The organism is Stenotrophomonas sp. LGBM10 (genome assembly GCF_046736075.1).
In the GTDB taxonomy this organism is placed as follows: Bacteria; Pseudomonadota; Gammaproteobacteria; order Xanthomonadales; family Xanthomonadaceae; genus Stenotrophomonas.
Genome location: NZ_CP177163.1, coordinates 4,020,709 through 4,035,514, shown reverse-complemented (window position 1 = coordinate 4,035,514; position 14,806 = coordinate 4,020,709). Strand labels below are relative to the sequence as shown.

Sequence of the window (14,806 nt, the reverse complement as noted above, 5' to 3'; positions counted from 1 at the left end):
CTACGCACGATCACGGCATATTCCTACGCACGACAACGGCCGGGAGCCCATCGGGCCCCCGGCCGTCATGTTCCTCTCAGCGGTTTGACGGGACCACTGCCACGGCAGCGCTCGCCTGCTGCTGGCCCCACCCGCCCAGTGCCTTGTACACGCCGACCACGCTGACGTTGACCGTGGATTCGGCCTCGGCCAGCGCGTCATCGGCCGCCAGCTGGGTGCGCTGCGCGTCAAGCAGGGTCAGGAAGTCCTCGGACCCTTCGCGGTAGCGGATCTGCGCCAGCTGCTCGGCACGCCGCGCGGCCTGCGCCTGCTCGGCCACGATCGACAACCGCGCCTGCTGCTTGGCGTAGCGGGTCAGTGCGTTCTCGGTGTCCTCCAGTGCCAGCAGAACGGCCTTTTCGTACTCGGCGGCGGCGCCGTCGGCCTGGGCCTTGCTGGCCCGCAGCCGCGCTTTGACCGTGCCGAAATCGAACGCGGCCCAGCTGATCGACGGGGTTACCGACCACGCCTTGTTGCTGCCGTTGACCAGGCCGCTGGCATCGCCGGACAGGAAGCCGACGAAACCGCTCAGGCTGATCCGCGGGAACAGATCGGCGGTTGCCACCCCCACCCGTGCCGTTGCCGCGGCCAGCCGACGCTCGGCCACGCGCACATCGGCGCGCTGACGCAGCAGATCGGTGGTATCACCCAGCGGCAATGCCTTGGCGTAGGCCGGTACTTCGCGTGGCTGCAGCAGGCTGTCCAACGCGTCCGGACGCTGGCCCAGCAGCACCGCCAGGCGGTGGCGCGACTGTACTTCAGCCACTTCCAGCAGCGGGATGTCGGCCTCGATCGCCTTCAACCGCGCACGGCTGCTCTGCACGTCCAGCTCACTGCCCGCGCCCAGTTCCCAGCGGGTTTCGGTCAGCTTCTGGGTGTCGCGCAGGTTGACCAGGGTGCGCTTGGCCACGTCGATGCGCTTCTGGGTACCGCGCAGTTCGAAGTAGTTGCGCGCCACCTCGGCGGCCACGGTGACCTGCGCATCGGCGAGGTTGTCCTGCTCGGCGCCGAGATCGGCGCGTGCCGCTTCGGCGGCCCGCCGCTGGCGGCCGAACAGGTCCAGCTCCCAGCCGGCATCGAAGCCGAGCTGGTAGGTCTCACTGAACACCCGCTCGCCGCCCACGGTGGCGTCGGGCTGCTTGCGGCGGTCATAGCTGCCACCGCTGGTCACGTGCGGCAGCTGGTCCAGGCGTTGTTCGACGAACACCGCGCGGGCCTCGCGGACCCGCGACATCGCGATGCGCAGGTCCAGATTGGCGCCCAGTGCGTCATGCACCAGCTGCTCCAGCACCGGATCGTCGAACTGCGCCCACCAGCTGGCGACCGGCGAGGTGGTGCTGAACACCGGCGCGGCGGCCCCCTGCAGAGTCACCGGCTCGGCCGGTGGCGCCTGGTAGTTGGGGCCGACGCTGACGCAGCCGGCCAGCAGCGCGCTGGTCACGGCAGCGGTCAACAGGCGGATCACCACGGCAGCACCTCACCCAGGTAGGTGAAGCTGCCGTTGGGGCCATCTGCACCGACCAGCGCCATGCCCACGCTGGAGCGCGCACCTTCGCTGATCTCGATCTCGCCTTCGCCACCGTTCATGTCGGTTTTGACATAGCCCGGGTGCACGGTGTTGACCTTGGTGGTGCTGTCGCGCAGCTCGTAGGCCAGCTGCACGGTCCAGGCGTTCACCGCGCTCTTGGACGCGTTGTAGGCCGGCACCGCGAAGCCGTAGATCGGCGAACCCGGCTGGCTGTGCAGGGTCAGCGAGCCGAGGATGCTCGAAACGTTGACGATGCGGCCTGCCGGCGACGCGTTGATCAGCGGCAGGAACGCCTGGGTGACGGCGATGACCGCAAAGACGTTGGTGTCGAAGGTTTCGCGCCAGGTCTGCAGGGTCTGCGCGGACGGCGCCAGTTTGATGTCGTCGAGCAGGATGCCGGCGTTGTTGACCAGGATGTCCAGGCGGCCGTGACGCTCGGTCACGGTCTGCACCGCCGCGGCGATGCTGGCGGCATCGCCGACGTCGAGCTGGATGGCTTCCACCGGCAGGCCTTCGGCCTGCAGCTTGAGCGCCTCGGCCACGGCGACGTCGCGCTTGCGCCCGGCCAGCAGCGTATGCACGCCGGCCTGGGCCAGTTGACGGACGGTTTCCAGGCCGATGCCGCGGGTGGCACCGGTGACCAGGGCGATCTGTTGGGTAGCGGTATTCATGTGAACAACCTCGCGGGGGAAGGAATCAATGGTGAAGGGTGGGTTCGCCGTGGGTCACCAGCTTGCCGCCGCCGTTGCGGCTGACGAACTTGCGCAGGGCCACGTAGAACACCGGGGTCAGGAACAGGCCGAACAGGGTCACGCCCAGCATGCCGGCGAACACGGTGATGCCGGTAACCGAGCGCACCTCTGCACCGGCGCCGTGCGAGAGCACCAGCGGGATGGTGCCGGCGATGAAGGCGATGGAGGTCATCACGATCGGGCGCAGACGCAGACGGCAGGCTTCCAGCGCGGCTTCCACGATGCCCTTGCCGCCCATCTCCAGCTCCCGGGCGAACTCGACGATCAGGATCGCGTTCTTGCACGCCAGGCCCATCAGCACCACCAGGCCAACCTGCACGAACACGTTGTTGTCACCGCCGGTCAGCCACACGCCGAACAGCGCGGACAACAGGGTCATCGGCACGATCAGGATCACCGCCAGCGGCAACGACCAGCTCTCATACAGCGCGGCCAGCACCAGGAACGCCAGCAGGATCGCCACCGGGAACACGATGAAGGCAGCCTTGCCCTGCGTGGCCTGCTGGTAGCTCAGGTCGGTCCACTCGGTGGTCATGCCCACCGGCAGGACCTGCCCGGCGATTTCGGTCAGCTTGTTCATCGCCTCGGCCGAGGACAGCATCCGCGGGTCGGCTTCGCCGGCCAGGTCGGCAGCCGGGTAGCCGTTGAAGCGCAGCACCGGGTCCGGGCCGAAGGTCTGCTTGACGGTCACCATCGAGCCGATCGGCACCATCTCGCCACGGTCGTTGCGGGTACGCAGCTTGCCGATGTCTTCCACGCTGTCACGGAACTGGCCGTCGGCCTGGGCGATCACCTGCCAGGTCCGACCGAACTGGTTGAAGTCGTTGACGTAGGACGAACCCAGGTAGGTCTGCAGCGTGTCGAACAGCTGGGTCAGCTGCACGCCCTGGGCCTTGGCCTTGACGCGGTCCACCTCGGCATCCAGCTGCGGCACGTTGGCCTGGTAGCTGGTGATCGGGAAGGCCATGCCCGGGGTCTGCGCCACTGCACCCTGCATCGCCTGCACGGCGTTCTGCAGCGCGCCATAGCCCAGATTGCCACGGTCCTCGATGAACATCTGGTAGCCGTTGCCGTTGCCCAGGCCCAGGATCGGCGGCGGCATCATCGCGAAGGCGAAGCCTTCCTGCAGCCCGGCGATCTTCTGGTTGATCTCGGCATTGATCTGCGCGGCGGTGCGTCCGTGGCGCTCGTTGAACGGCTTGAGCGGAATGAACGCCACACCGGTGTTGGGCGTGTTGGTGAACTGCAGCGCGTTCAGACCCGGGAACGAAATGGTGTGGGCCACACCATCGGTTTCCTGGGCGATCTTGGCGACCTTGCGCAGCATTTCATCGGTACGCGCGATCGAGGAACCTTCCGGCAGCTTCACACCGGCGATCAGGTACAGCTTGTCCTGCGTCGGGATGAAGCCCGGCGGCACCAGCTTGAAGATGAAGCCGGTACCCACCAGCAGCACCGCGTACACCACGAACACCGCGCCACGACGACCGAGGATCTTCGACACGCCACGCTCGTACTTCTCCGAGCTGGACTTGAAGAAGCGGTTGAACGGACGGAACACCCAGCCGAACAGGCGGTCGATCAGACGGCTCGGGCCATCCTTGGGCGCACCGTGCGGCTTGAGCAGGCGTGCGGCCAGGGCCGGCGAGAGGGTCAGCGAGTTGATCGCCGAGATCACCGTGGAGATGGCGATGGTGACGGCGAACTGCTTGTAGAACTGGCCGGTCACGCCGGACAGGAAGGCCATCGGCACGAACACCGCACACAGCACCAGCGCGATCGCGATGATCGGGCCGGACACTTCCTTCATCGCCTGGTGCGCCGCCGCCGTGGGCGACAGGCCTTCCTCGATGTTGCGCTCGACGTTTTCCACCACCACGATCGCGTCATCGACCACGATGCCGATCGCCAGCACCAGGCCGAACAGGCTCAGCGTGTTGATCGAGAAGCCCAGCACGTACAGTGCCGCAAACGTACCCACGATCGACACCGGCACCGCGATCAACGGAATGATCGAGGCGCGCCAGGTCTGCAGGAACAGGATCACCACCAGCACCACCAGCGCGATGGCTTCCAGCAGGGTCGAGACCACCGCCTTGATCGAATCGCGCACGAAGATGGTGGTGTCGTACACCGCTTCGTACTTCACGTCGGCCGGGAAGGCCTTCTGCATTTCGTCCATCGTGCCGATCACGGCATCGCGGATCTCCAGCGCGTTGGCACCGGGAGCCTGGAAGATGCCGATGCCCACGGCGTTCTTGCCGTCCAGCTGCGAGCGCAGGGTGTAGTCGCCCGCACCCAGTTCAACCCGGGCCACGTCCGACAGGCGTACCACTTCACCATCGGCACCGCTCTTGAGCACGATGTCGCCGAACTCCTGCTCGCTGCGCAGGCGGCCCTGGGCATTGATCAGGGTCAGGAACTGGCTGTTGGGCATCGGCTCGGCGCCGAGCTGACCGGCCGAGACCTGCACGTTCTGCTCGCGCATCGCGCCAACCACGTCGGACGCGGTCAGGCCGCGCGCGGCAACCTTGTCCGGGTCCAGCCAGGCGCGCATGGCGTAGTCGCCACCGCCGAAGATCTGCGCATCGCCCACGCCGGGAATCCGGGCCAGCGCGTCCTTGACGTGCAGGCGGGCGTAGTTGCGCAGGTACAGGGTGTCGTACTTGCCGTTGGGCGAGGTCAGGTGCACGACCATCAGGAACGTCGGCGACTGCTTCTGGGTGGTGACACCCTGCCGGCGTACGTCTTCAGGCAGGCGTGCCTGCGCCTGGGCGACGCGGTTCTGCACCTTCACCGCCGCCTCGTCCGGGTCGGTGCCCGGGCGGAAGGTGACGGTCATCTGCAGCACGCCGTCCGAGCCGGCCACCGACTTGAGGTACATCATGCCCTCGACGCCGTTGATGGCCTCTTCGAGCGGGGTGGCGACGGTTTCAGCGATCACCTTCGGGTTCGCACCCGGGTAGACGGTGCGCACCACGACCGACGGCGGCACCACTTCCGGGTACTCGCCGATCGGCAGCATCGGTATGGAGATCAGGCCGGCGGCGAAGATCACAATCGACAATACGGCCGCGAAAATCGGCCTGTCGATGAAGAAACGGGAAAAGTCCATTGGTGGATTCCTGGGTGTTCACCAACGCCGGCGTGCAGGACCCCGGCCGCTGTCGCAGGCGACAGCGGTGGCAGGGTGCCCCTGCACGGGGCGATGGCAGAAACGGTAGAGCCGACGGGGGAGCCGGCTGCTATGTAGAGCCGACGGTCAGTCGGCTGCTCTTCACTTCAGCGCGGTGACCTGTGCAACAGCCGGAGGCGCCGCTGCAGCCGCAGCCGGCTGCATCGCAACCGCCTTGGCCTGTACCGGCATGCCAGGCATGAAGACCTTCTGCACGCCGTCGATGATCACGCGGTCGCCGGCCTTGAGGCCCTGCTCGACGATGCGCAGCCCATCGGCGGTGCGGCCGAGCTGGATGTCATGGCGCTGCGCCTTGCCGTCCTTGTCGACCACGTACACGTACTTGCGGTCCTGGTCGGTCAGCACGGCCTTCTCATCGATCAGCATGGCCTGGAACTGGCCACTGCCGAGCAGCTGCACGCGGGCGAACAGCCCCGGGGTGAAGGCGCGGTCGGCGTTGTCCAGCAGCGCGCGGACCCGGATGGTGCCGGTGCTGCGGGTGACCTGGTTGTCGAGGAAGTCGACCTTGCCGCTGTGCGGATAGCCCTCTTCACCCGACAGCCCGACCTTGACCGGCAGTTCGCTGTCGCGCTCGCTCGGGCGTTCGCCCTTGCGTGCCATCTGCGCATAGCGCAGGAAGGTGCCTTCATCGGCGTCGAAGTAGACGAACACCTTGTCCAGCGACACCAGCGTGGTCAGCACGCTGGCGCTGTCGCCGGCGGTGACCAGGTTGCCGGCGGTAACCATCGCGCGGCCGGCACGGCCATTGATCGGCGCACGCACCTGGGTGAATTCGACATTGAGGCGTGCCGCATCCACGGCCGCCTGCGCGGCCTGCACCTGCGCCTGCGCCTGTTCGGCGGTGGCACGGCGCTGTTCCCAGGTTTCGGTGGAGATCGCCTGCTGGTCGGACAGGCGGCGGGCGCGCTCGGCTTCGCTGCGGCTGACCTGCGCCTGGGTGCGCGCTCGCGCCAGTTCGGCGTCGGCGCGGGCCAGTTCGGCGCGGTAGCTGCGCGCGTCGATGGTGAAGAGCACATCGCCCTTCTTCACTTCCTGGCCTTCGACATAGTTGACCTTGTCGATGTAGCCGGAAACACGCGGGCGCAGTTCCACGCTTTCAACCGCTTCCACGCGGCCGCTGAAGTCATCCCACTGGCTGACCTGCTTGACCAGCACGGGCGCGGCACTGACCGACGGCGGCGGCGGGCCGGCGGTTTCGGCGTGGCCGCCACTGCAACCGACAAGCACCGCCAGGGCCAAAGCGGTCACGGTCCCGAGCGCGATGCGCCGGGCAAGGTTCTTCGAGGAGGGAGAGTGCGTCATGACGATGTCCTGGGGGTGGTGACGATAGGAAAACAAAGGTGTTCAAGAACGGGGTGCGGCATCCTGCGACCTCAACTTATGTTCAGGTCAAGCCATGTCGAGCGAGTTGCGCCAGGGCACGGCAGGCGCATCAATGCGCAGCAGCCCCTTGGGCAGCGCGGCATCGGTGGTGTCGCAGCGGAGGAACGGGCGCATGTCGCGGCAACCATCCAGCACCGACACCACGCGGCGGCCAACGGCCAGCGCGCTCGGCCATTCGACGCAGGCGTTGGCGGCATTGCCCGGCGTGCACACCGGATGGGTGACTTCCAGCATCTGCGCGCGTACGCCCACGCCCTGCGCCTCTTCGTGCAGCACCTGCACGAACATGCGGATGGCCGCGGACGACACCGACGCATCGCCGTGGCCGGACCACGGACGCAACCCGCACGGGCTGCCGATGACCACGTAGCGCGCACCGGGTGCGCGCTGCGCGAGCAGCGGCACCAGGTGATGGGCGGCGTTGACGTGGGGGACCAGGTCGCGCTCGATGCGTTCCATCAGCCACGACGAGGGCTGGTCGATCAACCGGCCCAGCCGCAGCGGCGCACCGAGGCTGGCCACGACCGCGGCCAGCGGGCGCGGGCGTGCGGCGATGCGTTCGGCAAGCGTGCGCGCCGAACCGTCGTCGGCCACCGAACCCAGCAGCGTCTCCAGCGCCGGCTCATCGGCGAACTGGTCGCGCAGCGCAGCCAGGCGGCCCGGGTCGCGGCCGACCACCAGCACCGGGCTGCCCGCTTCCAGCAGGGCCGCCACGATGCCCTGGCCGACGTTGCCGGTGCCACCCAGCACGAGGACCTCGGGGGCCAATATCCCATTCATGGGACTTTCACTCCCGTCGCCGGGATAATCCCAATTCGGCCCAGTCGGTCGCCCGCACGGGGCGCCAGCCGGAACGCACCGCCGCGCTGCAGGTTGGCAGGCGGGGTGAACTCGCGGAAGGCCTTGTGGGAGAAGGCCCCGGGGCGCTTCTCAACGGTCATCGCCAGGTCCAGCGGGGCTTTGCGGCCGCTGAGCACGCGGCCAAGAATGTTCCGCAACCACATGGTTGTCGTCCTGCATATCGGGAATGGCGCCACGATAGACCCCAAACTCCCACTTGATTAGTCCGGATTAAAGGGAATAATCGTCCCGTCCCCGGCACAATCCCGCCGGACGTCCCCTCCCCCGACAATGGACCCCCGTCATGGCCCACGATCTCAACGACACGCTGATCTTCGTCAAAGTGGTCGAGCAAGGCAGTTTCATCGCCGCCGCCACCGCCCTGGGCCTGCCCAAGACGACGGTCAGCCGCAAAGTGCAGGAACTGGAAACGCGCCTGGGCGCGCGCCTGCTGCACCGGACCACCCGTCGCCTTGGCCTTACCGAGGCCGGCTCGGTGTATCACGAGCACTGCCAGCGCATCGCGCGCGAGCTGGAAGAAGCCGAAGGCGCGGTGAGCCAACTGCAGTCCGGTCCGCGTGGCTGGCTGCGATTCACCGTGCCGTACTCGATCGGCATCACCTGGATCGCGCCGCTGCTGGGGCAGTTCCATGCGCAGTACCCGGAAATCCAGTTGGACATGCACCTGGGCAACGAGAAGCTCGACCTGATTGCCGGTGAAGCCGATCTCGCGCTGCGCGTGGGTACCCTGCCCGACTCCAACCTGGTGGCGCGCAAGCTGGGCAGCCTGCGCACGCAGGTGTTCGCCAGCCCGGCCTACATCGAGCGCTACGGCGAACCGCTGCACCCCGATGAGCTGCAGTTCCACCGCATTCTGGCGATGCGCAAGGCGCGCAACCTCAACAACAACCGGTTCTTCTGGCAGTTGGGCGAGAACGGTGGCGAACTGCGCGATTTCCCGGTCAACCCGCTGCTGGTGGCCAACGATCCGTCGGCCCTGAACGGTGCGCTGGTGTGCGGCGAAGGCCTGCTGCTGACGGGCGATGTGATGGCCAAGCCGTTCGTCGAGTCGGGAATGGTGCGCCGCGTGCTGGCCGGCTGGACCGGCCCGGAAGTGGACTTCAACGCGGTGTTCGCCGGTGGTCGCCTGGTATCGCCGAAGGTGCGCGCGTTCGTCGACTTCCTGGTCGAGAAGCTCAACTTCGACGCCAACTACATGCTGGCGCAGTGCCCGGCCGCCAAGCTGGCCAAGCAGCAGCAGACCCAGGCCGAAGCCGAACTGCAGGAAACCGGCAAGCGGATCCTGGAGACCGTTACCGCCCCATGACCGCCCACTGGGGTGTCGCGCCGGCACGCCGGCGCGACCTGTCGCAACTGGCCTGATCGCACTGTTCACCTGCTGGAGTGATGCACTGCCTGGTAGCGCGATCCTCGTCACGACTCGAGCAAGCGACACCGCCACAAAGCGCCACTGCGTCACGCTCCACGTTCACTACGTGAGCCAAACCGCACATCGCATCGTCACGCAGCACTACGTTCCGCCTCACTCGACCTGGCCAGCCCGGCCGGCCGCACAGGAGGCGACGACATGCAGTCCCCGTTCCGCACGTGCTGGACCCACCCGCGCAACACCACGCGTTCCCTGCTGCTGATGGCGATGCTCGCCCCTCTATCCGCGCTGGCCCAGAGCACGGTCGGGGACATCCTGGGCCACGTCCCCGACGCTGCCGGCGGCACCGTGCAGATCCGGCACCTCGATGTGGGTACCTCACGCGAAACGCGGATCCACCCGGATGGCCGTTTCCGCCTGCCGGCACTGTCCACCGGCCCGTATGAGGTCCGCATCACCCGGCCGGACGGCAGCACCGCGCAGCGCCAGGTGACCGTCGTGGCGGGCCAGACCACCGTGGCCGACTTCGCCACGATCGCCACGCTGGAAACGGTCCGTGTGCAGGGCGGCGGCGTGGTGCCGATCGATGTGGGCAGTGTGGAGTCGCGCACCACCTTTACCGCCGAGCAGCTCAACACCCTGCCGGTAGGGCGCGATGTCACCAGCGTTTCGCTGCTCACCCCGGGCACGGTGGCCAGCAGCGGCTTCTTCGGCCCGGCCTCGTTCGGTGGCGGCTCGGCCGCGGAGAACAGCTATTACATCAACGGATTCAACGTCACCAATCTGTACAACAGCCTGTCCTTCGTCGAGGTTCCGTTCCAGGCGATCGATCAGCTGGACGTGCAGACCGGCGGCTATGGCGCACGCTACGGCTTCTCCACCGGCGGTGTCACCAGCGTCAACGTCAAGCGCGGCACCAACACCTGGAAGGGCGGCGCCAGCTGGACAACCATCCCCAACGGGCTGCGCGAAAGCACGCCGGACACGCTGCGTACCGATGGCACGCTGCTGAAGTCCTTCGACAACAACCGGCAGTCCAGCGATGTCGCCAACGTGTGGGTCGGAGGGCCGTTGATCGAAGACCGCCTGTTCGTGTTCGCGCTCGGCAGCCTGTCGCGCTCGGACAGCACCAGCTTCGGCGGGCGCACCACCAGCAGCGCGCGCAAACCGGGCGCTCCGGATACGCCGGTGCCTCCCACATCGTTGTCGTCATCCGGGCAGGACTACCGCTCGCGCACTCCCTATGGGCTGCTGAAACTGGACTGGTACCTCAACGACCGCCACCACCTGGAGTACACCGGTTTCGACAACCGCCGCCGCTACCGCTACGACTACTACGACGCCGAATACAGCAGCGCACAGCCCGACGGCGAGCCGACCAAGACCGACTACCGCGGGCGCACGGAGGGGCGCTCGGGCGGCAGCACCCACATCTTCAAGTGGACCGGCCAGCTCAGCGACACCCTCACTGCCAGCCTGCAGCAGGGGCGCATGCGCAACACCAACGGGGTCTACACGATCAGCCCGGACGGACAGCGCGCCGACTACGACGGCGACATCAACAGCCCCGATGGCGACTGTCCCTACGTGGTGGACCGGGTGCTCGGCAGGCAGGTGGGCTGCGCCGTGTCCAGCCAGATGGGCCTGCGCAACGGCAGCAACCAGCGCACCACTGGACAGGCCGAACTGGTGTGGGAGGTGGGCAAGCATCGGCTGGGCGCCGGCTACAGCCAGGAGGACTGGGCCTCGGTGCAGGGATCGGCCTATTCCAGCGGCGCGTACTGGAACCTGTACGCCAACTACGCCCAGCGCATCAACTTCCGTACCGGCGGCAAGATCGGCGTGAAACAGGCCTCGTGGTACCTGGAAGACCATTGGCAGGCGACCGACACCCTGATGCTGTACGCCGGCCTGCGCAACGATGCCTTCGACAACCGCAATGGCGGGGGCGAGACGTTCGTCAAGCAGGAGAACATCTGGCAGCCGCGGCTTGGCCTGTCCTGGGACCCCGCCGGCGACGGCGACAGCAAGCTGTTCGCCTCGCTGGGCCGGTACTCGCTGCCGATCGCCGCCAACGTTGCGCTGCGCGCGGCCACGGCGTCGTTCTACACGATCACCTACTACACCTACGACGGCTACGACCCGGTGACCGGCAAACCCAACATCACCGGGTCGTATCGCGATGGCAGCGCGGACAGCGTGGTCAACGGCGCCGACGGCAACACGCCCGACCCGCGTGCGGTGGCGTCGCTGGGCCTGAAGCCCTACACCCAGGACGAACTGATCCTGGGCTACCAGCGGCAGTTGCGCTCGGCCAACGACTGGCTGGACGGCTGGACGCTGGGTGCCAAGTTCACGCTGCGCCGGATCAACCAGGTGATCGACGACACCTGCGATTCGCGGTCGCTGTACAACGCCGCCAAGGCTGCCGGTTACGACCTGTCGCACTGGGACAGCAAGTGGGAAATCCCGGGCGGCCTGCCCGGCTGCTGGCAGTACAACCCCGGCAGCGATCTGACGCTGGACATCGACGTGGACGGCGACGGCAGGCCCGACCGCATCACCGTACCCGCCAGCGAACTGGGCCCCAAGGCCAGGCGCGACTACCGCTCGCTCACGCTGTCGGCGGAGAAACGCACCGAACGCTGGTATGCCAGCGCCAGCTATACCTGGGCCACGTTGATGGGCAACTACGAGGGCCTGGTCAAGAGCACCAACGGCCAGGACGATACCGGCACCACCTCGGATTTCGATTTCAAGGAACTCACCTACGGCGCCGATGGCTACCTGTTCAACGATCGCCGCCACAGCTTCAAGCTGTTCGGCAGTTACCAGCTCGGCCCGCAGTGGCAGCTGGGTGCCAACCTGCTGGTGCAGTCGGGCACGCCGATCAGTTGCCTGGGCGGCGGCAACGGTACGTTCGATACGGAGTTCGGCTATCGCGGCGTGTTCCACACCTGCGAGGTGGGCGAGGACGATATTTCGCCCTTGGGCAGCCGTGGCAGGACGCCGTGGACCGCAACGGTCAACCCCAACGTGGTGTATTCGCCAGCCGCGCTACCCGGGCTGAGCGTTCAGTTGTCGGTGATCAACCTGTTCAATACCGTCACGCCGGTGCAGGTGTATGAGGCACGCTACGACGTCAATGCGGCCGGGACGGTGACGGACCACTTCAACTTCGGCAAGGCGCGCTACAGCACCACGCCCCGGTATGCGCGGTTGCAGGTGCAGTACAACTGGTGAGCGGTGGCTGAAGAGAGCCGTAGCCGCCAACGGCCGGCACCTGAAAAAATGCCGCCCTTAAGGGCGGCATTTCCACTGCAGCAACGTGTGCGGGCGCGCGTTACTGCGTCAGCGGGATCACGCGGATTTCAACGCGGCGGTTCTTGGCACGGCCGGCGTCGGTGCTGTTGTCGGCGATCGGATAGGCCTTGCCCGCGCCCAGCGTTTCCATGCGCACGCTCTGAACGCCCTGTGCGGTCAGGTAGGAGGCCACCGAGTCGGCGCGCTCCTTGGACAGGCGGTTGTTGACCGCATCGCTGCCGATGCTGTCGGTGTGGCCGACCACTTCGATCATGGTCTGGTCGTATTCCTTCAGCGTGCTGGCCACGCCGTTGAGCGCGCTGTAGAACTGCGGCTTCAGGGCGGACTTGCCGAAGTCGAAGGTGATGCCGTCCGGCAGGTTCAGCACGATGTTGTCGCCCTGGCGCTGCACGTCGATACCGGTATTGGCGGTGCGCTGGCGCAGCGCGGCTTCCTGGCGGTTCTGGTACGCACCAACGCCGGCACCGGCCAGTGCGCCGATACCGGCACCAACCATCGCGTGCTGGCGGCGCTCGGTGGCGCTGTCGCCGGTCAACAGGCCAGCGGCAACACCAATGGCCGTGCCGATCAACGCGTTGCGGCCGGTGCGGCTCTGCTGCTCGGTCGGGTTGCCGTACTGGTCGCTCTGCACGTACGAGCCACCGGTGGCGCAGGCCGTCAGGGCCGCGGCAGTCATCAGGGCCAGGGCCACGTTACGGGTTGCGGGTCGGATCATGGTGTTCTCCTTGGAAGCCGGGCGTTCCGGCGAGCGGGCGCCAGAAGCATAAACAGCCTGACGCGATGCCGGGATGATGAACGCGATGCCCGGCAACGCCCTGTTCAGCTAGATTTGCCCGCCGCTGCCGGCCGCAATGCCGCCGATCAGGCCGCGCCGGTGTGCCGGTACGCCGCCAGCGCCGCGTCGCGTCCGGCGGCCAGGTCGACCATCGGCACGGCCGGATAGCCTGGTGCGAGCGCGGCCAACTGTGTCGGGAACTGCCACGGTGCGAAACGCGCCTTGAGCGGCAGCGCCGCCAGCTCCGGCACCCAGCGTGTGATGTAGCGCGCGTTGGGGTCGAACTTCTGCGCCTGGGTCACCGGGTTGAAGATGCGGAAGTACGGTGCGGCATCGGCACCGGTCCCGGCCACCCATTGCCAGCCCATCGTGTTGTTGGCCAGATCGGCATCCACCAGGGTGTCCCAGAACCAGCGCGCGCCATGCGACCAGTGTGCGCGCAGGTGCTTGCACAGGTAGCTGGCCACGATCATGCGCACGCGGTTGTGCATGTAGCCGGTCTGCCACAGCTCGCGCAGACCGGCGTCGACGATCGGCACGCCTGTGCGGCCGCGTTGCCACGCCTGCAGCTGTGCCGCACTCGGCGTGGCCCAGGGGAAACGGTCGAAGCGCGGATTGAGGTTGTCGGTGGGCGTCTTCGGGAAGTGATGCAGCAGGTGGTAGGCGAAATCGCGCCAGCCAAGCTGGCGCAGGTAGCCGTCGATGTCGGCGTCGGTCGCGGCGCTGCGCAGGTCTTCCAGCGCATGCGCGATGCGCCACGGCGCGATTTCACCGAAGTGCAGGTGCGGCGACAGCCGCGACGTGCCGACCCGGTCCGGCAGGTCGCGCTGCTCACGGTAGCCGCGCAGGGCACCCTCCACGAACACCGACAGCGCTTCGTCGGCCCCGGCCTCGCCCGGCTGCCAGTGCGCCCAGAAGCCGGCATCCCAGTCCAGCGCCGGGGCCAGCTGCAGTGCGTCCAGCGCCAGGCTGTCCACCGCATGCGCTGCCAGCGCACGCGGTGCCGCCTGCAGCGCGGGCAGCCGCCAGTGGCTGAGCACATTGCGCCAGTACGGCGTGAACACCTTGTACGGTTGCCCCTGCTGGGTGGCCACGTCCCAGGGTTCGAACAACAGGCTGCCATTGCAGCTCTGCGCCTCGATGCCCTGCTCGCGCAGCGTGCGTTTGATGGCGGCATCGCGCGGCTGGGTGGCCGGCTCGTATTTGCGGTTCCAGTACACCGCGCCGGCGCCGGTCTGTTCGATCACGGCGAGCAGGGTCGGCAGGCTGTCCCCGGCGCGCAGCACCAGCGAGGAACCGCGCGCGCGCAGATCGGCATCCAGTGCCGCCAGCGAGCGGTGACGCCAGGCGTCGGAGGCCGCGCCTGGCGCCCATTCGCCCTCTTCATGGGGCGCGTGGATGTACAGCGGCACCACATCGTGGCCGGCATCGAGCGCGGCCTGCAATGCGGGGTTGTCCTGCAATCGCAGGTCTCGACGGAACCACACCACCGCTACCGACACGCGCACCGCCTCACTTCTGGACAGCCGCCATGATAGCCACCTGCGGTGAAGGCAGCGCGTGCGCAGCCTGATGCCAG

The 14,806-nt window shown here is 67.4% G+C and carries 9 protein-coding genes; 2 read left to right on the top strand and 7 right to left on the bottom strand.

Annotated features, from left to right (window positions below; all coding sequences use genetic code 11):
• Nucleotides 1-76 precede the first annotated feature (76 nt).
• The 5 genes from ACLB90_RS17730 to ACLB90_RS17710 all read right to left on the bottom strand — a co-directional run bounded on the left by ACLB90_RS17730 (nucleotide 77) and on the right by ACLB90_RS17710 (nucleotide 7,678).
• Complete coding sequence (locus ACLB90_RS17730; RefSeq protein ID WP_411850686.1) at nucleotides 77-1,507, bottom strand: efflux transporter outer membrane subunit; 1,431 nt, start codon at nucleotides 1,505-1,507, stop codon at nucleotides 77-79.
• A complete protein-coding gene (locus ACLB90_RS17725) occupies nucleotides 1,501-2,238 on the bottom strand; it encodes an SDR family oxidoreductase (protein ID WP_411850685.1) in 738 nt (245 codons plus the stop codon). Before ACLB90_RS17725 ends, ACLB90_RS17730 begins: the two co-directional genes overlap by 7 nt.
• Nucleotides 2,239-2,263: 25 nt before the next feature.
• Nucleotides 2,264-5,434 (bottom strand): efflux RND transporter permease subunit, encoded by a 3,171-nt coding sequence (locus ACLB90_RS17720; protein WP_411850684.1) that lies wholly within the window; start codon nucleotides 5,432-5,434, stop codon nucleotides 2,264-2,266.
• Nucleotides 5,435-5,596: 162 nt separating this feature from the next.
• The gene (locus ACLB90_RS17715; protein ID WP_411850683.1) at nucleotides 5,597-6,817 is read right to left on the bottom strand and encodes an efflux RND transporter periplasmic adaptor subunit; all 1,221 of its coding nucleotides are present in this window, start codon (nucleotides 6,815-6,817) and stop codon (nucleotides 5,597-5,599) included.
• 87 nt (nucleotides 6,818-6,904) lie between these two features.
• Nucleotides 6,905-7,678, bottom strand: coding sequence for an SDR family NAD(P)-dependent oxidoreductase (locus tag ACLB90_RS17710; protein WP_411850682.1), 774 nt, complete (start codon nucleotides 7,676-7,678; stop codon nucleotides 6,905-6,907).
• 364 nt (nucleotides 7,679-8,042) lie between these two features.
• On the opposite strand from ACLB90_RS17710, the gene ACLB90_RS17705 reads away from it, so the two are divergent.
• On the top strand, nucleotides 8,043-9,065 hold the full coding sequence (locus ACLB90_RS17705) for a LysR substrate-binding domain-containing protein (protein ID WP_411850681.1): 1,023 nt from the start codon (nucleotides 8,043-8,045) through the stop codon (nucleotides 9,063-9,065).
• Nucleotides 9,066-9,326: 261 nt separating this feature from the next.
• Nucleotides 9,327-12,371 (top strand): carboxypeptidase regulatory-like domain-containing protein, encoded by a 3,045-nt coding sequence (locus tag ACLB90_RS17700; protein WP_411850680.1) that lies wholly within the window; start codon nucleotides 9,327-9,329, stop codon nucleotides 12,369-12,371.
• A gap of 100 nt (nucleotides 12,372-12,471) precedes the next feature.
• Here the strand turns inward: ACLB90_RS17700 and ACLB90_RS17695 are convergent, their stop codons facing one another.
• Together ACLB90_RS17695 and ACLB90_RS17690 are read right to left on the bottom strand one after the other, a co-directional pair.
• Nucleotides 12,472-13,167, bottom strand: coding sequence for an OmpA family protein (locus tag ACLB90_RS17695; RefSeq protein WP_411850679.1), 696 nt, complete (start codon nucleotides 13,165-13,167; stop codon nucleotides 12,472-12,474).
• A gap of 146 nt (nucleotides 13,168-13,313) precedes the next feature.
• Complete coding sequence (locus ACLB90_RS17690; protein WP_411852790.1) at nucleotides 13,314-14,729, bottom strand: cryptochrome/photolyase family protein; 1,416 nt, start codon at nucleotides 14,727-14,729, stop codon at nucleotides 13,314-13,316.
• Nucleotides 14,730-14,806 lie beyond the last annotated feature (77 nt).